The sequence below is a fragment of the Aeromonas sp. 603404 genome (assembly GCF_049171775.1).
In the GTDB taxonomy this organism is placed as follows: domain Bacteria; phylum Pseudomonadota; class Gammaproteobacteria; order Enterobacterales; family Aeromonadaceae; genus Aeromonas; species Aeromonas veronii_A.
In genome coordinates this window covers 623,556-644,503 of record NZ_JAAKPE010000001.1, presented here as the reverse complement: position 1 = coordinate 644,503, position 20,948 = coordinate 623,556, and the positions used below count along the sequence as shown (strand labels likewise).

The following is a 20,948-nucleotide window of genomic DNA, read 5'->3' as shown; positions in this document are numbered from 1 at the left end:
CGGGCTGACCTCACTATCTTGTAGCTCGAACTTAAAATAACACTACATCTTGTGATTCATCGCACAATCTCTACCCAATACCTGCACATCGCTGGGGCCAGGGGTGGTGTCATTGTGCGATGGTTTTTCGGGAATCAACTGAAGGTCATCAGCCAATGAACTTGTTTGTGACGAAGCGTAACGGACACAAAGAACCCATCGATCTGGATAAAATTCACCGCGTGCTGGACTGGGCCGCCGAAGGGCTCGACAACGTGTCGGTCTCCCAGGTAGAGCTCAAATCCCACATCCAGTTCTATGACGGTATCCGTACCGCCGACATTCACGAAACCATCATCAAGGCAACGGCTGACCTCATCTCCGAGCAGACCCCGGACTACCAGTACATGGCAGCCCGTCTGGCCATCTTCCACCTGCGCAAGAAGGCCTATGGCCAGTTCGAACCGCCCCACCTCTACCAGCACGTGGCTCGTCTGGTGGACATGGGCAAGTACGACAAGCACCTGCTGGAAGACTACACCCAGGCCGAATTCGAAGAGCTGAACACCCATCTGGATCACTGGCGCGACATGGATTTCTCCTACGCGGCAGTCAAACAGCTGGAAGGCAAATATCTGGTCCAGAACCGCGTTACCGGCGAGATCTACGAGAGCCCGCAGTTCCTCTATATGCTGGTTGCGGCCTGCCTCTTCTCCAAGTATCCGAAAGATACCCGTCTGGACTACATCAAGCGCTTCTATGATGCGGTCTCGACCTTCAAGATCTCCCTGCCGACCCCGATCATGAGCGGCGTGCGCACCCCGACTCGTCAGTTCAGCTCCTGCGTACTGATCGAATGCGACGACAGCCTGGACTCCATCAACGCCACCGCCAGCTCCATCGTGCGTTACGTTTCCCAGCGCGCCGGTATCGGCATCAACGCCGGTCGCATCCGCGGTCTGGGCAGCCCTATCCGTGGCGGCGAAGCGTTCCACACCGGTTGCATCCCCTTCTACAAATACTTCCAGACTGCCGTGAAGTGCTGTTCCCAGGGCGGCGTGCGCGGCGGTGCGGCCACCCTGTTCTACCCGCTGTGGCACACCGAAGTGGAAAGCCTGCTGGTGCTGAAGAACAACCGCGGCGTGGAAGAGAACCGTGTTCGTCACATGGACTACGGCGTGCAGATCAACAAGCTGATGTACCAGCGCCTCATCAAGGGCGGTGACATCACCCTGTTCTCCCCGTCCGATGCGCCGGGTCTGTACGATGCTTTCTTCGCCGATCAGGACAAGTTTGAAGAGCTCTACGTCAAGTACGAGCAGGATCCGGCCATTCGCAAGAAGACTCTGAAAGCGGTAGACCTTTTCTCCCTGATGATGCAGGAGCGTGCCGGTACCGGTCGCATCTACATCCAGAACGTGGATCACTGCAACACCCACAGCCCGTTCGACCCGAGCGTGGCGCCGGTACGCCAATCCAACCTCTGCCTCGAGATTGCGCTGCCGACCAAGCCGCTCAACAACATCGACGACGAGAACGGCGAGATCGCCCTGTGCACCCTCTCCGCCTTCAACCTGGGTGCCATCGACAAGCTGGAAGATCTGGAAGAGATGGCCGATCTAGCCGTGCGTGCCCTCGATGCCCTGCTCGACTATCAGGACTACCCGATTGCCGCCGCCAAGCGTGGCAGCATGGGTCGTCGTACTCTGGGGATTGGCGTCATCAACTACGCCTACTACCTGGCCAAAAACGGTGCCCGCTACTCTGACGGCTCCGGTCTGGCCCTGACTCACCGCACCTTCGAGGCGATCCAGTACTATTTGCTGAAAGCCTCCGTGCAGCTGGCCCGTGAATTCGGCCCCTGCCCGCTGTTTGGCGAGACCACCTATGCCCAGGGCATCCTGCCGATCGACACCTACAAGAAGGATCTGGATGCGCTGTGCAACGAGCCGCTGCATCTGGATTGGGAAAGCCTGCGCGAAGAGATCAAGTCTGTTGGCCTGCGCAACTCCACCCTGACCGCCCTGATGCCGAGCGAGACCTCCAGCCAGATCTCCAACGCCACCAACGGCATCGAGCCGCCGCGCGGCCTGGTCTCGGTCAAGGCCTCCAAGGACGGCATTCTCAAACAGGTGGTGCCCGAGTATGATCGCCTGAAAGATCAATATGAACTGCTCTGGAAGCAACCGAGCGTTGACGGCTACCTGCAGCTGGTCGGTATCATGCAGAAGTTTGTGGATCAGGCGATCTCCGCCAACACCAACTACGACCCGGCCCGTTTCGAAGGCAACAAGGTGCCGATGAAGCAGCTGCTGAAGGATTTGCTGACCGCCTACAAATACGGCCTCAAGACCCTCTACTATCACAACACCCGTGATGGTGCGGACGATGCCCAGACCGATCTGCAAGATGACGGTTGTGCTGGCGGGGCTTGCAAAATCTAAGTCACGGCAAGATCTGATAACCGGGCGGGAGCGACAAGCTCCCGCTCTCCTGTTTTCTCCATACAGATATTCTGGTAACCATGGCCTATTCAACTTTCTGCCAAACCCAAAACGACCAGCTCAAAGAGCCGATGTTTTTTGGCCAATCGGTCAACGTAGCCCGTTATGACCAGCAAAAGCACGAAGTGTTCGAGCGGCTGATCGAAAAACAACTCTCCTTCTTCTGGCGCCCGGAAGAGGTGGATGTCTCCCGTGATCGTATCGACTATCAGGCCCTGCCCCCCCACGAGCAGCACATCTTCATCTCCAACCTGAAGTACCAGACCCTGCTGGACTCCATTCAGGGACGCAGCCCCAACGTGGCGCTGCTGCCGCTGGTCTCCATTCCGGAGCTGGAAACCTGGATTGAGACTTGGGCGTTCTCCGAGACTATCCACTCTCGCTCCTACACCCATATCATCCGCAACATCGTCAACACTCCCGCCCAAGTGTTCGACGACATCGTGACCAACGAGCAGATCCTGAAGCGCGCTGGCTCCATCAGCCACTTCTACGACGACCTGATCGAAGCGACCGCTCTCTACAACCTGCATGGTGAAGGGACACACACCGTCGCGGGCCGCGAGGTGACCATCACCTTGCGCGAGCTCAAGAAGAAGCTCTATCTGTGCCTGATGAGCGTCAACGCGCTGGAAGCGATCCGCTTTTACGTCAGCTTCGCCTGCTCCTTTGCCTTCGCCGAGCGCGAACTGATGGAAGGCAACGCCAAGATCATCAAGATGATCGCCCGCGACGAAGCGCTGCACCTCACCGGCACCCAGCACATGCTGAACCTGATGCGCACCGGCCAGGATGACCCGGAGATGGCCGAGATCGCCGCCGAGTGCGAACAGGCCTGCTTCGAGATCTTCAAGGAAGCGGCCATTCAGGAGAAAGAGTGGGCCGAGTACCTGTTCCAGGACGGCTCCATGATCGGCCTGAACAAGGACATCCTCTGCCAGTATGTGGAGTACATCACCAACCTGCGCATGAGCGCAGTCGGCCTGCAGCCAGCCTTTGCCGGCACCAAGCAGAACCCGATCCCCTGGATCAACACCTGGCTGTCATCCGACAACGTGCAGGTCGCCCCGCAAGAGGTAGAGGTCAGCTCCTATCTGGTCGGTCAGATCGACAGCGAAGTCAATGCCGACGACCTGGGTGATTTCGAGCTGTGAGTGACGCCACCAACACGCTGACCCCTGCCCCGCACGCACCTGCCGAACAGCATGCGGTCGTGGCACCACGGGTACATACCCGGGATGGTGCCGTGCTGCACGCCCATCCCGGCGAAAGTGTGTTGGAGACCCTGGAGCGCCATGGTCATCATGTGGAGTTCCAGTGTCGCAGCGGCTATTGCGGCGCCTGCCGCACTCCGCTGATGGCTGGCAAGGTGCACTACCCCAATGTGCCGCTGGCATTTGTCGCCCAGGGGGAGTGCCTCCCCTGCTGCTGCACACCGGTCGGCGCCATCCGGCTGGATATCCAGAAGAGCTGACGCAGCCACAGACTGGCAACTCGCACAAAATAGAAAGCCGCCGGAGCAATCCGGCGGCTTTTTTGTCTCTTCTGTCCCGTCCTGAATATGGTTTACACCTTTCCCCCCAATAAATGGAGAACCCGATGGGACAAGGTGTGAAACGGACACAGCGCGATTACTCGCTGACTTTTAAACTGGCACTGGTCGAGCAGATTGAAAAAGGCGAGCTCAGTTGCCAGCAAGCACAAGCCCGATATGGCATTCAGGGCCATTCCACCGTTCTGGTATGGTTGCGTAAACATGGTCGGCAAGATTGGAGCCAGGGGGCTTCTGTACGTGCCGGCAGGAGCATCACCATGCCTGACCCCGACAACCAGACGCCCGAACAGCGCATCAAGGAACTCGAGCAACAGCTGGCGCTGATGAGCCAGAAGGCCCAGTTCTTTGAGGCCGTCGTCGATGTACTGAAGAATGACTACGGCGTCTCCATCGTAAAAAAGCGACCCGGCAAGTCCTCTCGCAGCGGCAAGTCGAGAAGCTGACCATCGTCAGGGCTTGCCTGTTTCTGGGGATAAGCCGGCAGGCTTACTACAAGCGCAATCGGGTCGCCGACGAGCGCCATGCACAGGGATTGCAGGTGGTGCGCTTCGTACGTCAGGTTCGACTGCGACAACCTCGGGTGGGCACTCGCAAGCTACATTATCTGCTGCAGGGTCAGGATGATGGCGGGCTCAAGGTCGGGCGGGACAGGCTGTTTCAGATATTGGCCGAGCACCGCCTGCTAGTGCAACCTAAGCGGGCGTATCACAAGACCACCCACAGTTTTCACCGTTTCTACCGTCATCCCAACTTGCTCAAGGCGGGGCCAGGGCAGGTCACACCGGTGGCCCCGGAGCAGGTCTGGGTCGCTGATATCACCTATCTGCCAGCCAGGAGCGGGCCGCTGTACCTGAGCCTGGTGACGGATGCGTACTCACGCAAGATAGTGGGCCATCACGTACACGAAGGAATGCATGCCGAGTCGGTAGCGATGGCGTTCAGGAAAGCCCTGAAGCAACGGTGTGGCAGCGGGGAGCTAATCCATCACTCAGACCGCGGCGTGCAGTATTGCTCGGGGCTGTATCAGTCATTGCATGAACGGTACGGGGTGAGATGTTCGATGACGGATGGGTATGACTGTTATCAGAATGCGTTGGCGGAGCGGGTGAACGGGATTTTGAAAGGAGAGTTGTTGTTGCAAAGCCCACAGGACCTGGCGCAAGCGCGGGAAATGGTGCGTGAAGCGGTAGATATTTACAACGAGGAGCGGCCGCATCATGCATTGAAATACAGAACCCCCGATGCGGTACATAGGGGGTTCTGAGTAGAGAAATGCTAGTTGAAAATGTGTAAACCTATTTCAGGACTAGATATTCATCTTTGCTCGAGCGCCCGATTACAGACGCCCAAACCCTCAGAGTATTACAACCAGGGGGCAGCAGTCGGCCCGTGGTGCAGGCCCAGCTTCCAGACACGGCCAAAGTGCTTGTAGTGACCGGCCGCGACACCTGCCTTCTCACCCATGCCGTGGTAGAGATCGAGGTGACCCTTCTTCACCGCCCCGCCCACATCCAGCGCAATCAACAAGCGCAGCTGGTGCTTGCCGGTCCAGTTGCCCTCTTTATCGAGCAAGGGAACTTCGGCCAGGATCGGGGTACCCATCGGCAGCAGGGTCTTGTCGGCAGCGACGGCCGCCAGCGGCAGCAGCGGGATACCGGCGGCACCGATCACATCATTAGTCGGGCGACGCTCGAAGAAGACATAGGAGGGGTTCTGCTCTACCAGCTCCTTGACCCTGTGCTCAGGTTGCTGGTTGGCCCACTCCTTGATGGCCTTCATCGACATCTGCTCCTTGGGCACTTCACCGCGGTCAATCAGCACCCGGCCAATGCTCACATAGCCGTGGCCGTTCTTGCCGCTGTAGCCCAGATATTGCAGCCTATCGTCGTCACCGTAGTGAACAAAGCCCGATCCCTGCACGTCCATCAGGAAGTTGTCGATAAGGGATTTGCTGTAACCCAGCTCCAACCCGCGGTTGGCAAGGGCGCCCTGGTGGATCTGTGCCCGGGTCGGACAACGGCTGCCGCAGTTGGGCATGGCATAGATGGGGTACTTATACTCGGCATCCGGGCGGTGACGCACCTCCAGCACCGGCGAGTAGTAGCCGGTAAAGAGCACGTTGCCCATCCGATCCGCACCGCCCAGCTGGGCCAGGCTGATGCCGTAACGGGTGATGTCGGCCGGATTGCCGCCGTTCGCTACCCAGCGGGAGAGCAGACGATATAGTTCACCATAACGGCTCGCCATCCGCCCTGAACGCTGCATGACAATGCGACTCTGGGGGCCAAACTTGCTGTAATCGACACTGGCACGACTGTTGACCCGCTCGACCCGCACCAGATCCCCCGGCAAGGTACCGTCCAGATACTGCTTGCCCAGATTTTCCGGCACCTCGCAGTTGAGAAAACATCTGTCATCAGTCTGTTTTTTGGGCACCTCTGCTTTGTCAGAGTTACCCGCACACCCGGCCAACCCCAGCACTATCGCGGCCAGCCAGAATCCGTGTTTGTTCATATGTCCTCATTTAACACCAAGAGTCCTGCTCGGCGGCAAGATGCCAAATTTGCAGGGGGAAAGCAAACGACATCAATCACTTGAAGAGAGATTTCTCCAAAGGGAGGATGCTGGGTTATAACAAGGTGACAGGATATGCGAGGTAATGGATGGAACAGCTCGAAATATTCCCGTTGCAGAGCCCCTGTATCGGGGTCTGCGAGGTGAACAACAAGGGCTATTGCAAAGGATGCCTGCGCAATCGCGAGGAGCGTTTCAACTGGCAGAAAATGAGCCCGGCCCAGCAACAGGATGTAATGCGTCTGTGTCGCGCCCGCAAGGCGCGGGTTGAGGCTGCGCGGCGCAAAGCGCTGGAAGGAGCGCAACCCCAGTTGCCAGAACAACAAGGCTGGGAGTTTTAACCACTCCCTATCTTCCCCTCACAGGTTACCTGTCCTCCCGACAAAACCAAAAGCGGCCCGCAGGCCGCTCTTGGTTATGACGTCTTGCCGGGTGGCGAGGCTTATGCCGTGGCCAGCTTGGCCTGCTCTTCGCCGCGCTTGAGCATGGCGTAGGAGACACCGGTCAGCAGCGAGCCTGCTGCAATGGCCACGATATACATCATGACATTGCTGATGGCGTGCGGGATGAACAGCACAAACAGACCGCCGTGGGGTGCCATCAGCTCACAGCCGAACAGCATGGAGAGCGCACCGGTCAGGGCGCCGCCAATCATACAGGCTGGGATAACGCGCATCGGATCCTTGGCGGCAAACGGGATGGCCCCCTCGGAGATAAAGCACAGGCCCAGCACGAAGGAGGCTTTACCCGCTTCCTGCTCCGCCTTGATGAACTTGGAGCGGGCCAAGAAGGTCGCGATCCCCATGCCCAGTGCCGGCACCATACCAGCGGCCATGACCGCTGCCATCGGGGCATAGGTTTTGGAGGCCAGCAGGCCGACACCGAAGGCGTAAGCAGCTTTGTTGACCGGGCCGCCCATGTCGAAGCACATCATGGCCCCGATGATGACACCCAGCAGCACGGCGTTGGCAGAGCCCATGTTGTTGAGGAACTCGGTCATGGCATTCATGATGCCAGCCACCGGGCCACCCACCACGTAGATCATCACCAGGCCGGTAAAGAGGCTGGCAAAGAGCGGAATGATCAAGATGGGCTTGAGCGCTTCCAGGGTCACCGGCAGGCGCACCTTGTCGCTCAGGTACTTGGCGCTGTAACCGGCGAGGAAACCGGCCACGATGCCGCCGAGGAAACCGGCGCCCAGCGAACTTGCCAGCATGCCGCCGATCATGCCGGGAGCGAGACCCGGGCGGTCAGCGATGGAGTAGGCAATGTAACCGGCCAGCACCGGGATCATCAAGGCAAAGGCGGAGCCACCACCGATCTTCATCAGGGCAGCAGCCAGGGTGCCTTCCACCTTGAACGCTTCGATACCGAACACAAACGAGAGCGCAATGATAAGGCCACCCGCCACCACCATCGGCAGCATGAAGGAGACACCGGTCAGCAGGTGCTTGTAGGGGCCGGCTTTTTCCTCTTTCTTGGGCTGGCTGGCACCGCTGTGGCGATAGAGTGTCGCCTCGTTCCACGCCTTGTCGAGTTCGGCGCGGGTTTTCTTCAATGCCGCGCCCGTGCTGGTACGATAGACCGGCTTACCGTCAAAGCGCGCCATGTCCACTTCGATATCGGTGGCGAGGAATACCAGATCGGCAGATGCAATCTCCTCGGCAGTCAGGGCATTCTGGGCACCGACCGAGCCTTGAGTCTCGACGCGGATCTGATAACCCAGCTGTTTGGCCATGGCCTCCAGCGCTTCTGCCGACATAAAGGTGTGGGCAACGCCAGTCGGGCACGCTGTCACTGCCACGATGCGCTTGCCAGCGGCGGCGGGTTTAGCTGCTGCGGGAGCGGCTTGATGACGATAGACGCTGGCACCGCTGGTGGCTGCTTCCAGCAAGGCGGCCGGATCCTGCTGGGCGAGATCCATGCTGCCCTGATAGACTCGCTTGCCATCATAGGCGGCGAGATCCACCGGGGCACTGGCGACAACCAGCACCAGATCGGCGGCGGCAATCTGCTCCTTGCTCGGTACTTGGCGGGGCTGCACGCTGGAGCCGACGTCGAGGGTGAGTTCCCAGCCAGCCAGTTTGGCCTGCTGTTCTATCCGTTTTGCAGCGAGAAAGCTGGTGGCAATGCCCGCCGGGCAAGCCGTAACCAAGATTGCTTTCATTGGGCATCTCCTGAGTTTTCCATTGAGGGGGTATGGCATTGAACCGGTGCCAGCGCATCCAGACGCTCTACGCGCACCTGTTCAAGTAAAGGGTTGAGCACATTGATATCGTCAAAGCCGACCGCGACCTGACTGACCGCCAAGGCCGAGACGGCGGTGGCCAGCCGCAGGGTCTGCTCCGGCGCCCAGCCAAGGCTCAGGCCATGGGCAAGACCGGCCACCAGCGAATCGCCGGCACCCACGGTACTGACCACCTGCATCCGCGGCGGAATGGCCTGCCAGACGGCATCCGGAGCAAACCAGATAAGGCCATCGGCGCCGTTGGAGATCACCACGTTGGGAATGCCGCTTGCCTGCAGCGTGCGGGCACACTCGGCCTGCTCGCTCAGCGTCTTGATCGGGCGGCCCGCCCACTGGCTCAGCTCCTCCAGATTGGGTTTGACCAGGGTCGGTGCCGCCTTGATCCCTTCGCTTAAGGCCGCGCCGCTGCAATCGAAGATCACCTGCTTGCCCTTGGCCTTGAGCAGACGGATCAGATGGGTGCAGTAATCGGGAGCCACCCCTTTGGGCAGGCTGCCCGCCAGCACAAACCACTCTGCATGCGCAGCCAGCTCGTCGATGGCCTGCTCCAGCTCGCTCACCTCCCCTTGCTGGATGGTGAGCCCCGGCAGGTTGAGATCGGTGACCCGACCGGATTGCTCGGAGATCTTGACGTTGATGCGGGTGCTGCCCGCGACGCGCACAAAGTGATCATCCAGCGCTCGCTCGGCAAACAGGGAGACAAAACTCTGTTCATTGTCTGCGCCAAGCCAGCCGGTCACCCCCACCTCGCGGCCCAAGTCCTTGAGCACCATGGCGACGTTGATCCCCTTGCCTGCGGCACGCAGGTTGGCCTCGCTCACCAGATTGACCTCACCCAGGCTCATTGCCTCGAGGCGAGTAGTGAGATCAAGGGCCGGATTGAGGGTTATGGTAACAATCTTCATCAATGCGCCCCCTCGCCCAGACCTGCGGCGATCGCCTCACCGATCCCCTTGAGAGCCGCTTCGGCATCAGCCCCTTCGGCGCGAAACGCCAGACGGTGACCGCACTTGACCCCAAGGCCGATCACCTTCATCAGGCTCTTGGCGGAGACTGCCTCGCCGCTGCCATCCAGATTGGCAACCCGGATGTCTGATTCAAACTCTTTGGCCACCTTGACCAGCATGGCGCCCGGGCGGGCGTGCAGACCGTGGGGGTTGATGATGGTGAAGGTTTCGGAAAGACCACTCGCAGGACCAGCTTGCAGCATGGCCAGAGCGTCATTGCCCGCCAGCGTCGCCAGCTGACCGGCAGCCGCCAGTTTGGCCAGATTCTCCAGCTGCGGCAGATGGCCGCTATCTGCGGCGCACAACAGTAGCATGGCGCTGACCGGCAGCTCCCCTGCGCGAAGTTCGCTGTTGGGCGTTGCCAGCACCCAGCCAGTCTGGGCCGCTTGCGCCCGGGCCAGCCAGACGCCCTCGCCCAGATAGGCGGGATCGCTTGCCAGCAGGGCGCTCACCATAGCGGCATCGCCCCAGCCCGCCGATTTGGCGCGGGCGGCTGCTCCCAGCAGCAGTTGGTCGCGATCATCGGCCGGGAAGTCAGCCAGAGTCAGGTATTGCACCTCTTTGGCAGCAGTCGCACCGGTCAGGATGTTGATGATGGTGTCGGCATCGGTGGCCTCTTTGAGCTGAGCTGCCGCCTGCTCGTCACCCAGCACATGGGTGAGCTGGCGCAAAATGCCCAGATGCTCGTCGGACTTGGCGGCGATGCCGATGGCGACATAGGCGATCTGCCCCTCATCCCACTCGATACCATTGGGGAACTGGGCCACCATGACGCCTGTGCTCTTCACCAGATGACGGGTATCGGTGGTGCCGTGGGGAATGGCGATGCCGCTGCCAAGATAGGTGGCATGCTGCGCTTCACGAGCCAGCATCCCATCCACATAGCCCGCTTCCACCAGACCAGCTTCGGTCAGTTTGCCTGCCAGCAGGGCAATGGCGTCCGACTTGGTTGCCACCGACTGTCCCAGCAAGATCTGCTCTCGCGCCAACTTCAACATAGAGACTCTCCATCAGGTTCCGGCCGCGCCGGTACGTCACAATTGAACATTCGGGTAACTCGCCAGCTGACAATAGACCCGAACACGGTTGACTGTGATCGGAGCCTGATTTTCAGGCCACTGGGTCTCTTCGTTGCTGACAGGCTGAATCGTTTCACTTACACTCAGACTGAATCGTTTCAGCGAATTGATCAAGTACCCACAAAGAGTGCTTTTCAATGATATGATCCCGCGCACACTTTTCGGTGCCCTCACCCGGCAGTGACCGTGGGCCTTGCAACTCAAACAGAGCCAATATGATGAAACTGGATGAAATCGCCGCCCTCGCCGGTGTCTCGCGCACCACGGCAAGCTATGTGATCAATGGCAAGGCCGACCAATACCGCATCAGTCAGGCCACCCGCGACAAGGTGATGGCCGTTGTCACCGCCCATAACTATCAGCCGGACAGCCGCGCCGCCTCCCTGCGTGGCGGCCAGACCAAGACTCTGGGCTTTATCCTGCCCGACCTTGAGAACGCCAGTTACGCCAAACTGGCCAAACGGCTGGAACAGGGGGGCCGGGCGCAGGGCTATCAGCTGCTCATCGTCTGCTCGGAAGATGAGCCCGCCACAGAAAAAGAGCTGGCCCAGATGCTGGTGAGCCGCCATGTGGACGCCCTGCTGGTGGCCAGTTGCCTGCCGCCGGACGACCCCTTCTACGGCAAATTGCAGGCGCAAGGCAGCCAGATCCTCGCCATCGACCGGGCGATGGCCGCCGACAAGTTCGTCACCGTCGCCAGTGAAAACGAGAAAGCGAGCTTTGATCTCACCAGCTCCCTGCTCACCCCGAACTTACGCCATATCGCCTTGATCACCGCGCTGCCAGCACTCACGATCAGCAAGGAGCGAAAAGCCGGTTTCGAGCAGGCGGTCGCCAGTCACAGCGCGGCTCGCCACCTGTGCGAGGGAGATCACTTCTCCCGCCTTGAGGGGTATCGCCTGATCAAAGACCTGCACCAGCAGCTGGGCCAGTTGCCCGAAGCGCTGATCACTACTTCCTATATCCTGATGGAGGGAGTACTCGACTACCTGTTGGAGCAAGAGATCGATATGAGCCAGCTCGCCATGGCCACCTTCGGGGACGATCGCCTGCTCGACTTCCTCCCTTTTGGCATCAACTCCCTGCCCCAGCAGCACGACGCGCTGGCGAGCCAGGCGCTGGATCTGGCGCTCAAGGCGGTGAACGGCGAATACCAGAGCGGGCTGCACTATGTGAGCCGCACCCTCAAGCGCCGCCGCTAACCTGCTCGAAGCAGACCCGATTTGCTGTCAATGGGTGGGTAAAACGAACAGATGATAATAAGGCTGCCAGGATTGGCAGCCTTATTGTTTTCCCCCACAACCCTACCCGCCCGTTTTGCTTTCTCTACCGTCTGGCTGGGCCTCCACACTCCTTTCACCCCGCAACTAAACGCCAACGCCACGACAAGGCACTCCCCCATCCGTGCTGCAACCACTTGGCTGACCTGTATCAATGAGCCCCTGCCAATCATTTTTTCGGTGCTTTTTTCTGCAATCAGCTACCGCTGTCATCATTTATTTCCACTTGTTGGCACAAGCCAGCACAAGATCCGTATAAAAGGGGTTGTTTCCGCTATTTTGATCCGCTAACGTGGCAACCTTCTTTTACAACTGACAGGTTTTAGGTACAGATGTTCCCGTTCCGATATTGCTAGCCTCCGGCCCTATTACCGGAGGCACCTTCTGATAACGCCAATCGGCCCCCTCTTGTTGACGTCACTGCTGACATCGCCTGTTTGCACTGACACCGCTACGTTCGGATGGATAACATGAATACCAAAACTCTGGGTTGTACCCTGTTGATTGCCGGCACCACTATAGGCGCCGGCATGCTGGCCCTGCCGCTGGCCTCCTCCTCCCTCGGCGGCCCCGCCACCCTGATGTTGATGGTCGGCCTCTGGGCTCTGATGGCCTTCACCGCCATGCTGCAAGTAGAGGCAAGCCTCAACACCGGCAAGTGGTACCTGCACCAGCTGGCGGATCATCTGCTCGGCCCCTGGGGCAAGCGCATCGCCTCCTTCTGTATCCTGATGCTGTTCTACTCACTGGCCTCCGCCTACATCAGCGGCGGCAGCAGCCTGCTGGCACAGGCGCTGATCGATGCCGGCATGACCCTGAGCCAGGAGCAGGCCGCCTGGGCCTTTACTCTGCTGTTTGGCGGCATGGTCTGTGTCGGCACCCGCTCGGTGGATTACCTCAACCGGCTGATGTTCACCGTCAAACTGGTGATCATGGTGGTGGTGCTGGCGTTGCTGCTGCCCCGCACTGAAGGGCAGCATCTGCTCTCGATGCCGCTGGGTCAGGGCCTGTTGCTGGCGGGCCTGCCGGTCATCTTCACCTCGTTCGGCTTTCACGGCTCCATTCCGAGCGTGATGCTCTACCTCGGTGACTGCCCCAAGCAGTTGCGCCGGGTCTTTGTCTGGGGCTCAGCCCTGCCGCTGATCCTCTACGTGCTGTGGCAGGTAGCAATCCTCGGTCTGCTCGGCCAGCAAGCCCTGCTGCAAACCGGTGGTGCGCTGGACAGCCTGCTGGCCAACGTCGGCAAGCTGGTGAGCTGGCCTGCGTTTAATCAGGCGATGCACCTGTTTGCCGATCTGGCGCTCGCCACCTCTTTCCTCGGGGTGACGCTGGGGCTGTTCGACTTTATGGCCAAGGTAACCCGCCGCAAGGACAACTGGCAGGGCCGCACCCAGACCGGCCTTATCACCTTTGTGCCGCCATTGCTGTTTGCCCTCTACTTCCCGCAGGGTTTTATCATGGCCCTCGGCTACGCTGCCATTGCGCTGGCGATCCTCGCGGTACTGCTGCCGGTGGCGCTGGTGTGGCAGAGCCGCAAGCAAGCCCCCGCCCACCACTACCGCGCGCCGGGTGGCGTGGTGGCGCTGGGAGTGGCCGCCGCCATGGGCTTACTGATTGTCGGCGTACAGATCAGCGTCAGCCTCGGAATGCTGCCAGCGCTGTAATCCCCGATACTGAATGCCCCAAATAGCAAAGCCCCGCCAATTAACTTGGCGGGGCTTTTTTGTTGGAAAAGAAATCAAGTTGGATACAGGCATCCGCCATTAATTAAGAGAGCGCCCCTTACCAAACAAACACCCAAACCTTCAGCTATATACCGACCTTTTTACTACCCAACCCTGAATAATCAGTTCAAAAACCGTTCATGCCCCTTCGCTACACTGCCCGCTCGTTTATCGCGTTCAGGAGTTTGAAAACAATGATGTTGCACCTCAAGAAGAGTACCCTTGCCCTCGTCCTGCTTGCCGCCAGCGGCGCACTCAGCGCAGCCGAAATCGCCAACAACAATATTACCGAGGCAGAGATCAAGGCCGCGCAGGATGGTTGGGGCGCGGCGCTCATCAAGATCAGCGATGACTATCGCGCCGGTGGGATTGAGCGCGCCAAGGCGACTGCCGAGTCGGTGCTCGACAGCGCTTATGGCTACCAGCAGGGGCCGGTGCTGTTCAAACCCACCCTTGCCGGTGGCGAGCAGACCTTTCGCACCAACCGCGAGGGGGCGCTAGCCTACTTTGTCGGCAACAACAGCGCCTATCCGGCCGATAGCGGCTTTGCCCTGAAAAACTGGCAGAGCTATCGCTATGACAACGCCGCCGTCTATATCAACGGCGACATGGCGCTGACCATGGGCAAGGTACATCTGGTGGATCGCGACAACAAGGAGACCACTGTCGACAAGACCTGGGGTTTCAAGAAGGGAGATGATGGCAAGGTGCGCATCGTGCTGCACCACTCCTCCCTCCCTTACGAGGGGTAATGGCGGGGCTCTGCCCACCATCAACACGGTCAAAAAACAGCCCTGCCACTTCGGCAGGGCTGTTTGTTTTGCGCCTGCGCTGGGCCGATGGCGAGTGAGTGGATGACAGTCGTGCTAAGGCAGTTTGCTGCTACCCTCAAGGCAAGCCATTGAGATGCCGAGCAATATCGCGTCTCGGAACACCAGCCACTCGTTATCATCACACAAGGAGCCAGATACCATGACCATACTGCCTGTTTACGCGGCCCTGCTCGCCCTGCTGTTTGTGTTGCTGAGCATTCGAACCATTCGCACCCGCCATAGCCGCAAGGTGGCGCTGGGGCATGGGGATGACCCCGCCATGTTGCGCGCCATGCGGGTGCATGCCAACTTTGCCGAGTATGTTCCCCTCGCCCTGCTGCTGATCTATTTCGTCGAAACCGGCAGCCATGCCCCCTGGCTTATCCATCTGCTGGGGAGCGCCCTCTTGCTTGGCCGTCTCTGCCACGCCTTTGGCATGAGCCGCACGCCGGAGAACTTCCGTTATCGGGTGGCGGGAATGGGGCTGACCTTCACAGTGATCCTGGTGAGCGCGGCCCATATCCTGATCACGGCGCTGCTCCCCTGACCCGGCCGTCACGAATAGCTGGCGAAGCGGTCTGGCAGCCATCCCCATCGGCTATTCTTCACTGCACAGATAGTCGCAACAGTGCTGCTTAAACAAGCCCGATTCAGGAGTACGATATGAAGTGGATTGTCTGGTTACTGCTTGTCGGGCTGACTCCCGTTGCCCACGCAACCCCGCTAAAGCTGGCGGCAGCGGTCGAACACACTGCGATATTGCGCCCTTTTATTCATGACTGGTTTGGCCGGGCCGGCATCGACTTTCAGTTGATCCCCTGCACCTATGCCCGCTGTGAAAAGTTGATTGAGGCAGACCATGCCGTCGATGGCGATATGGCCCGGATCAAGGGCTTTGATCAGACCTATCCCCACTTGCTGCAGATCGGTGCCCCCATCTCGGAGGCGGCGATTTATGGTCAGCCAAGGGATAACCCGAGCTGGCCCCCTGCCAAGGGTACCGTGATTGGCTGCCTGCGTGGCATCCAGTGGTGCGAACGCTTCCTCGGCAACTATCAGGTCATCTGGTTGAACGATGAGAAGCAGGGGCTTGCCCAACTGCATCGAGGCAAAGTGGACTGGCTCATCAAGATGCGCCCCGCCTCTCAACCTGCACTGGCGTCCCCCTGGCAGAAGATCACCAAAGAGCAGGTCTTTCTCTACCTCGATAAAAAGCACCGCGCGGAAATTGCGGCCTTGCTCAAGGTACAGCTGGCGTTTATCAATAACGGCCGCTGGCTGGCGATGCAAAAGCAGTACCTCTCCGCCATCTAACGCGCTTCTCGCAGCACCACACAGTGCCGATTACATGGCTGAAAAAACAAAAAGCCCTGTCAGATTGGCAGGGCTTTTTCAGTCAACCGCATAGCTGGGGAGTCAAGCTCCCAAGCCGATTACTGGTTGTGGGTAGAGCGACGTGGACGACGGGCCTGAGCCGGTTTGCCGGCACCATCAGCCGGACGCTGACCACCTTGCGGCTTGGGCTTGCCACCGTTACCGGTACGCGCACCACCCGCATTGCCATTGGAGGCGGAACGACCGGCCCCCTGACGCTGGCCCTGACCTTGCGGACGCGGCGCACGGCGCTGCTCGCTCGGATCACGGGGCTCTTTGCGCAGCGGCGCGCCGATACCACGGGCGATGTTGTCGAGGGTCTCGCGGGAGGCTTCAAAACCGGCCACCTGCTCGCACGGGATGTTCTGCTTGGTCAGACGCTCGATGGCCTTGATCAGCTTCCCTTCATCGGCCGCAACCAGGGAGATGGCGTGACCGGCAGCACCGGCACGACCGGTACGACCGATGCGGTGCACGTAATCTTCCGCCACGTTGGGCAACTCGAAGTTGACCACTTGCGGCAGTTTGTCGATGTCCAAACCACGGGCGGCGATGTCGGTCGCCACCATGACGCGCACGCTGCCATCCTTGAAGCCGGACAAGGCGCGAGTACGGGCCCCCTGGCTCTTGTTGCCGTGGATGGCGGCGGCGCTGATACCGTCTTTCTCAAGCTTCTCGGCAACCCGGTTGGCGATGTGCTTGGTGCGGGTAAACACCAGCACCTGCTGCCAGTTGTTGCTGGAGATGAGGTGGCTCAGAAGGGCAATCTTGTTGGCCTTGTCGCACGGATGCACCAGCTGCTCGATGCGCTCGGCGGTGCTGTTGCGCGGGGTCACTTCGATCACCGCCGGGTTGTCCAGGAGGCCAGTGGCCAGCTCACGAATTTCGTCGGCGAAAGTGGCGGAGAAGAGCAGGTTCTGACGCTTTTTCGGCAACAGAGCCAGGATGCGGCGGATGTCGCGGATAAAGCCCATGTCGAGCATGCGGTCCGCTTCGTCCAGCACCAGAATTTCCACTTCGTCAAACTTGACGGCGTTCTGGTTGTAGAGATCCATCAGGCGGCCCGGGCAGGCCACCAGCACGTCCAGACCACGGCGGGTCGCCATCATCTGCGGGTTGATGCTCACGCCGCCAAATACCACGTGGCTGCGGATCGGCAGGTGCTTGCCGTAGTTGCGCACGCTCTCGCCCACCTGGGCGGCCAGCTCGCGGGTCGGGGTCAGCACCAGGGCACGGATGCGATTCGGGGAGACCTTGCGCTTGCTTTCAGTCAGACGCTGCAGCATCGGCAGGGTAAAACCTGCGGTCTTGCCGGTCCCGGTCTGGGCTGCCGCCATCAGATCACGGCCAGCCAGTACCGCCGGGATCGCTTGTTGCTGAATGGGAGACGGGGTGTCGTAGCCTTGCTCGGCAACGGCACGCAACAAGGGTTCGGCCAGACCGAGGGAAGTAAAACTCATAGTTACCTGCTAGGGATAGGGGCGCCGGGGATCCGTGATGGGGCTCCTCTGCTGAGCCGATGCCATCTCGCCAGATCCGGGCCTGTTGAGAACACAACGATTTCCCCGGGGAGCAGAGCAAAGGGGAAAGAATAGGGGCGCAGTCTAACGGAGTTGTGCCGGATAAACGAGAAAAATGTGATGCTCCTCCCAGCACGCACAGAAAAGCCCTCTGCTCTCCACCGAATAATCCCGTTGACCAGTGAAGCACGCACCACACTATTAACTGACAACTTATTACCTGTCCCGCCATCGTGATGCGCGGGTCGCAGGCGCACGGGATAGCAGAGAACAAAAAGCAGAATAACGAGGTTAAGCTATGAGCACGCAATATCGTCCCCACGGCAACTGGCAGGCCAAGCTCTGCCTGCTGCTGCTTTTGCTGACCCCTTCCCTGCAGGCCAGTCAGACCCTGACCGTGGCCTGGAGCCACTGGCCCCCCTTCAGTCAAATCAACAACAGGGGTGAGCTGGACGGGCTGGATGTCAGCCTGACTCGCCAGATCCTCACCCAGGCGGGCTTTGCCCCCAAATTTCGTGAGATCCCCTGGGCGCGGGCACTCCATCTGGTGGAGCACGATCAGCTGGATGTGGCGATGGCCGCACTACCACTACCGGAGCGGCAGAAGTATGCCCGCTTCTCTGCACCCTATCGCCAGAGCGCCTATGTGCTGTTGAGTAATAACCCGATTCCAGGCCATCAGGATCGCTGGGGAAAGCTCGATACCTTGTCCAAACTGTGCCACAACAAGGATCTCAAAATTGGCAAACTGCGCGGTACTCGCCCCATTCATCAAATGGACGAGTGTCCTGCCCTCAAGGGGGCGACCGAGTACAATGCCGATGATCGACTAATCGAACTGCTGCTGGCCCGCCGTCTCGATGGCATCATTATGGAGTGGCAATATGCACGCTATCGGCTCTCCCAATTGGGCGCCGAGGGGTTTATCAGTTGTCAGCTGTTGCTGCACCATCAGCCGGTCAGCCTGATGTTTGCCAAAAACAGCATGAGCGAAGAGCAGCTCCTCAAGGTCAACGAGGCCATTCACGCTATGCCCAAACACCATGGGAAGTTCTCTCCCCCCAACTGCCGTCTCGATGCCGATCCGCAGGACGCTGATCACTCTTGATAACCGACGAGTGATAGAAGTACCGCAGAGCATAAGAACAAAGGCGACCCGAAGGTCGCCTTTGATTTGGTTGACGAACCAGCACCCTGAACAGGGTGCGATCAGTCGATGTGCAGCAAGAGCGATCAACGCAGCTGTGGGGTATGGGTCAACACCCCCTGATTCTGGGCACGATGGCGCAGCAGGTGATCCATCAACACCAGCGCCAGCATGGCTTCGGCGATGGGCACGGCGCGAATGCCGACACAGGGATCGTGACGCCCCTTGGTGATCATCTCGATTGCCTCACCTTCGGTATTGATGGTCTTGCCCGGCACAGTGATGCTGGAAGTCGGTTTGAGCGCCATGCTCACCACAATATCCTGACCCGACGAGATGCCGCCCAGAATGCCACCCGCATGGTTGCTGGCAAAGCCCGCCGGGGTCATCTCGTCGCGATGCTCGGAGCCTTTTTGCTCCACCACCGCAAAGCCATCACCGATCTCCACCCCTTTCACCGCATTGATGCCCATCATGGCATGGGCAATGTCGGCGTCGAGACGATCAAATACCGGCTCACCCAGGCCCACCGGCACATTGCGCGCAATGACCTGCACCTTGGCACCGATACTGTTGCCCTCTTTTTTCAGGTCGCGCATATATTGATCGAGCGCTTCCAGCTTGCCCGCATCGGGGAAGAAGAAGGGGTTCTGCTCAATCTGCGCCGCGTCAAACGCCTCGGCCTTGATGGGGCCGAGCTGGGAGAGGAAACCGGTGATCTCGATGCCGTGCACCTGTTTCAGGTACTTCTTGGCAATGGCACCCGCCGCCACCCGCATCGCGGTCTCGCGGGCAGAAGAGCGACCACCGCCACGATAGTCGCGCTGACCATACTTTTGGTGGTAGGTGTAGTCAGCGTGACCCGGCCGGAACAGATCCTTGATATCGGAGTAGTCCTTGGAACGCTGATCGGTGTTCTCGATCAAGAGCCCGATGGAAGTGCCGGTGGTCTTGCCCTCAAACACCCCGGAGAGGATCTTCACCTCATCCGGCTCGCGGCGCGGCGTGGTGTAGCGAGAGGTGCCCGGCTTGCGCCGATCCAGATCTCCCTGCAGATCTGCTTCGCTTATCTCCAGCCCTGGCGGGCAACCATCGACCACGGCGCCCAGCGCCAGGCCGTGGCTCTCGCCAAAGGTGGTGACCCGAAAGAGTTGACCAAAACTGTTCCCTGCCATGCGCGCTCCTGCTTAGTTCTTGTAGATGGCGAAATGATCCTGATACTGCACCAGCTCGTCACGGGTCATCACAAAGACGCCGTGCCCGCCGTTTTCGAATTCAACCCAGGTAAAGGGGATCTCGGGGAACTGGGCTTCCAGATGGATCATGCTGTTGCCCACTTCGACCACCAGCACGCCGTTATCCTTGAGGAAATCTGCCGCATGAGCCAGCAGACGCTTGGTCAGCTTGAGGCCATCGGAACCGGACGCCAGCGCCAGCTCTGGCTCGTGACGGAACTCTTCCGGCAGATCCGACATATCTTCGGAATCCACATAGGGCGGATTGGAGACGATGAGATCGTACTTGTCACCCGCGGGCAGATCGCGGAACAGATCGGAGCGGATCGGAATGACCTGCTGCTCCAGCCCGTGATCGTTGATGTTGCGCTCGGCCACGTTCAGTGCATCAATGCTGATGTCGATGGCATCCACTTCCGCTTCCGGGAACTCGTGGGCCATGATGATGGCGATACAACCGGAGCCAGTGCACAAGTCCATGATCCGGGTCGGTTCATGTTTGAGGAAGGGTGCGAAACGGTTGGCCACCATCTCGGCAATGGGGGAACGGGGAATGAGCACCCGCTCGTCCACGTAGAACTCCCAACCGGCATACCAGGCCTTGTTGGTAAGATAGGCGGCCGGTACCCGCTCCTGTACGCGGCGGATAATCAGCTCGGCGATGCGGTGACGCTCGCTGCTGGTCAGACGGGAGTGGCGCATCGCCGGGTCTACATCCGGTGGCAGATGTAACGCGGGCAGTACCAGCTGCACAGCTTCATCCCAGGCGTTGTCGGTTCCATGACCGTAAAAAATCCCGGCGTCGTTGAAACGACTCATGGCCCAACGCAACATGTCCTGGATGGTGTGCATCTCGGCAACCACCTCATCGATAAATATCTTGTCCAAATCCACCTCCAAGTCGAGTAAT

Annotated in this window: 18 protein-coding genes; 11 read left to right on the top strand and 7 right to left on the bottom strand. The window is 59.6% G+C overall.

The genetic code is table 11. The features are described 5' to 3' along the window. Positions 1-155 precede the first annotated feature (155 nt). From nrdA to G5306_RS02780, 4 genes are all read left to right on the top strand, one after another. On the top strand, positions 156-2,423 hold the full coding sequence (nrdA, locus tag G5306_RS02795; protein ID WP_216962818.1) for a class 1a ribonucleoside-diphosphate reductase subunit alpha: 2,268 nt from the start codon (positions 156-158) through the stop codon (positions 2,421-2,423). Positions 2,424-2,503: 80 nt separating this feature from the next. Next, entirely contained in the window at positions 2,504-3,637 is a 1,134-nt protein-coding gene (gene nrdB, locus G5306_RS02790) for a class Ia ribonucleoside-diphosphate reductase subunit beta (protein ID WP_005336708.1), read from the top strand. Continuing rightward, positions 3,634-3,957, top strand: a complete 324-nt coding sequence (gene yfaE / locus G5306_RS02785; RefSeq protein ID WP_421312329.1) for a class I ribonucleotide reductase maintenance protein YfaE — start codon at positions 3,634-3,636, stop codon at positions 3,955-3,957. The genes nrdB and yfaE overlap by 4 nt, the downstream gene beginning before the upstream one ends. Before the next feature lie 125 nt (positions 3,958-4,082). Then, positions 4,083-5,302, top strand: a protein-coding gene (locus tag G5306_RS02780; RefSeq protein WP_421312327.1) for an IS3 family transposase whose coding sequence is annotated in 2 segments (ribosomal slippage) — positions 4,083-4,431 and positions 4,431-5,302 — 1,221 coding nt in all. Because the reading frame shifts where the segments join, the coding sequence is not laid out codon by codon here. Between the two features lie 98 nt (positions 5,303-5,400). Here G5306_RS02780 and mltA read toward each other — a convergent pair. After that, positions 5,401-6,552 carry a murein transglycosylase A gene (gene mltA, locus G5306_RS02775; RefSeq protein ID WP_421204889.1) on the bottom strand — a complete coding sequence of 384 codons (1,152 nt, stop codon included), beginning with the start codon at positions 6,550-6,552 and terminating at the stop codon, positions 5,401-5,403. A gap of 149 nt (positions 6,553-6,701) precedes the next feature. On the opposite strand from mltA, the gene G5306_RS02770 reads away from it, so the two are divergent. Then, positions 6,702-6,953, top strand: coding sequence for a DUF1289 domain-containing protein (locus G5306_RS02770; RefSeq protein WP_216953548.1), 252 nt, complete (start codon positions 6,702-6,704; stop codon positions 6,951-6,953). A 101-nt stretch (positions 6,954-7,054) separates the two neighbouring features. Here the strand turns inward: G5306_RS02770 and fruA are convergent, their stop codons facing one another. The 3 genes from fruA to fruB are packed head-to-tail and all read right to left on the bottom strand — an operon-like array spanning position 7,055 to position 10,865. Beyond that, on the bottom strand, positions 7,055-8,779 hold the full coding sequence (gene fruA / locus G5306_RS02765; RefSeq protein ID WP_421312326.1) for a PTS fructose transporter subunit IIBC: 1,725 nt from the start codon (positions 8,777-8,779) through the stop codon (positions 7,055-7,057). Then, on the bottom strand, positions 8,776-9,765 hold the full coding sequence (gene pfkB, locus G5306_RS02760; RefSeq protein WP_421312325.1) for a 1-phosphofructokinase: 990 nt from the start codon (positions 9,763-9,765) through the stop codon (positions 8,776-8,778). Before pfkB ends, fruA begins: the two co-directional genes overlap by 4 nt. Beyond that, a complete protein-coding gene (gene fruB / locus G5306_RS02755) occupies positions 9,765-10,865 on the bottom strand; it encodes a fused PTS fructose transporter subunit IIA/HPr protein (protein WP_323875405.1) in 1,101 nt (366 codons plus the stop codon). Before fruB ends, pfkB begins: the two co-directional genes overlap by 1 nt. Positions 10,866-11,161: 296 nt before the next feature. Here fruB and cra point away from each other — a divergent pair, with 296 nt between their 5' ends. The 5 genes from cra (at position 11,162) to G5306_RS02730 (ending at position 16,076) form a co-directional block, all read left to right on the top strand. Next, complete coding sequence (cra, locus tag G5306_RS02750) at positions 11,162-12,148, top strand: catabolite repressor/activator (RefSeq protein WP_199251945.1); 987 nt, start codon at positions 11,162-11,164, stop codon at positions 12,146-12,148. Between the two features lie 548 nt (positions 12,149-12,696). Further along, the gene (locus G5306_RS02745) at positions 12,697-13,890 is read left to right on the top strand and encodes an aromatic amino acid transport family protein (protein WP_159159013.1); all 1,194 of its coding nucleotides are present in this window, start codon (positions 12,697-12,699) and stop codon (positions 13,888-13,890) included. A 254-nt stretch (positions 13,891-14,144) separates the two neighbouring features. Further along, on the top strand, positions 14,145-14,702 hold the full coding sequence (locus tag G5306_RS02740) for a hypothetical protein (RefSeq protein WP_005333187.1): 558 nt from the start codon (positions 14,145-14,147) through the stop codon (positions 14,700-14,702). A gap of 220 nt (positions 14,703-14,922) precedes the next feature. Next, the gene (locus tag G5306_RS02735) at positions 14,923-15,309 is read left to right on the top strand and encodes an MAPEG family protein (RefSeq protein ID WP_236294696.1); all 387 of its coding nucleotides are present in this window, start codon (positions 14,923-14,925) and stop codon (positions 15,307-15,309) included. 116 nt (positions 15,310-15,425) lie between these two features. Then, positions 15,426-16,076, top strand: a complete 651-nt coding sequence (locus tag G5306_RS02730; RefSeq protein ID WP_421275334.1) for a hypothetical protein — start codon at positions 15,426-15,428, stop codon at positions 16,074-16,076. A gap of 119 nt (positions 16,077-16,195) precedes the next feature. Here the strand turns inward: G5306_RS02730 and G5306_RS02725 are convergent, their stop codons facing one another. Further along, positions 16,196-17,596, bottom strand: a complete 1,401-nt coding sequence (locus G5306_RS02725) for a DEAD/DEAH box helicase (RefSeq protein WP_421312322.1) — start codon at positions 17,594-17,596, stop codon at positions 16,196-16,198. Positions 17,597-17,954: 358 nt separating this feature from the next. Between G5306_RS02725 and G5306_RS02720 the strand changes: the two genes are divergently transcribed. Then, positions 17,955-18,764 (top strand): substrate-binding periplasmic protein, encoded by an 810-nt coding sequence (locus tag G5306_RS02720; RefSeq protein ID WP_106843347.1) that lies wholly within the window; start codon positions 17,955-17,957, stop codon positions 18,762-18,764. 125 nt (positions 18,765-18,889) lie between these two features. Here the strand turns inward: G5306_RS02720 and aroC are convergent, their stop codons facing one another. After that, a complete protein-coding gene (gene aroC, locus G5306_RS02715) occupies positions 18,890-19,978 on the bottom strand; it encodes a chorismate synthase (protein WP_201951171.1) in 1,089 nt (362 codons plus the stop codon). 12 nt (positions 19,979-19,990) lie between these two features. Next, complete coding sequence (prmB, locus tag G5306_RS02710; RefSeq protein WP_113739592.1) at positions 19,991-20,926, bottom strand: 50S ribosomal protein L3 N(5)-glutamine methyltransferase; 936 nt, start codon at positions 20,924-20,926, stop codon at positions 19,991-19,993. Positions 20,927-20,948: the final 22 nt, after the last annotated feature.

What these genes read in the sequence shown, in the direction of transcription:
- nrdA (WP_216962818.1), top strand. Translation starts at nt 156, where the DNA reads ATGAACTTGTTTGTGACGAAGCGTAACGGACACAAAGAACCCATCGAT.
- nrdB (WP_005336708.1), top strand. Translation starts at nt 2,504, where the DNA reads ATGGCCTATTCAACTTTCTGCCAAACCCAAAACGACCAGCTCAAAGAG.
- mltA (WP_421204889.1), bottom strand. Translation starts at nt 6,552, where the DNA reads ATGAACAAACACGGATTCTGGCTGGCCGCGATAGTGCTGGGGTTGGCC.
- G5306_RS02770 (WP_216953548.1), top strand. Translation starts at nt 6,702, where the DNA reads ATGGAACAGCTCGAAATATTCCCGTTGCAGAGCCCCTGTATCGGGGTC.
- fruA (WP_421312326.1), bottom strand. Translation starts at nt 8,779, where the DNA reads ATGAAAGCAATCTTGGTTACGGCTTGCCCGGCGGGCATTGCCACCAGC.
- pfkB (WP_421312325.1), bottom strand. Translation starts at nt 9,765, where the DNA reads ATGAAGATTGTTACCATAACCCTCAATCCGGCCCTTGATCTCACTACT.
- fruB (WP_323875405.1), bottom strand. Translation starts at nt 10,865, where the DNA reads ATGTTGAAGTTGGCGCGAGAGCAGATCTTGCTGGGACAGTCGGTGGCA.
- cra (WP_199251945.1), top strand. Translation starts at nt 11,162, where the DNA reads ATGATGAAACTGGATGAAATCGCCGCCCTCGCCGGTGTCTCGCGCACC.
- G5306_RS02745 (WP_159159013.1), top strand. Translation starts at nt 12,697, where the DNA reads ATGAATACCAAAACTCTGGGTTGTACCCTGTTGATTGCCGGCACCACT.
- G5306_RS02740 (WP_005333187.1), top strand. Translation starts at nt 14,145, where the DNA reads ATGATGTTGCACCTCAAGAAGAGTACCCTTGCCCTCGTCCTGCTTGCC.
- G5306_RS02735 (WP_236294696.1), top strand. Translation starts at nt 14,923, where the DNA reads ATGACCATACTGCCTGTTTACGCGGCCCTGCTCGCCCTGCTGTTTGTG.
- G5306_RS02730 (WP_421275334.1), top strand. Translation starts at nt 15,426, where the DNA reads ATGAAGTGGATTGTCTGGTTACTGCTTGTCGGGCTGACTCCCGTTGCC.
- G5306_RS02725 (WP_421312322.1), bottom strand. Translation starts at nt 17,596, where the DNA reads ATGAGTTTTACTTCCCTCGGTCTGGCCGAACCCTTGTTGCGTGCCGTT.
- G5306_RS02720 (WP_106843347.1), top strand. Translation starts at nt 17,955, where the DNA reads ATGAGCACGCAATATCGTCCCCACGGCAACTGGCAGGCCAAGCTCTGC.
- aroC (WP_201951171.1), bottom strand. Translation starts at nt 19,978, where the DNA reads ATGGCAGGGAACAGTTTTGGTCAACTCTTTCGGGTCACCACCTTTGGC.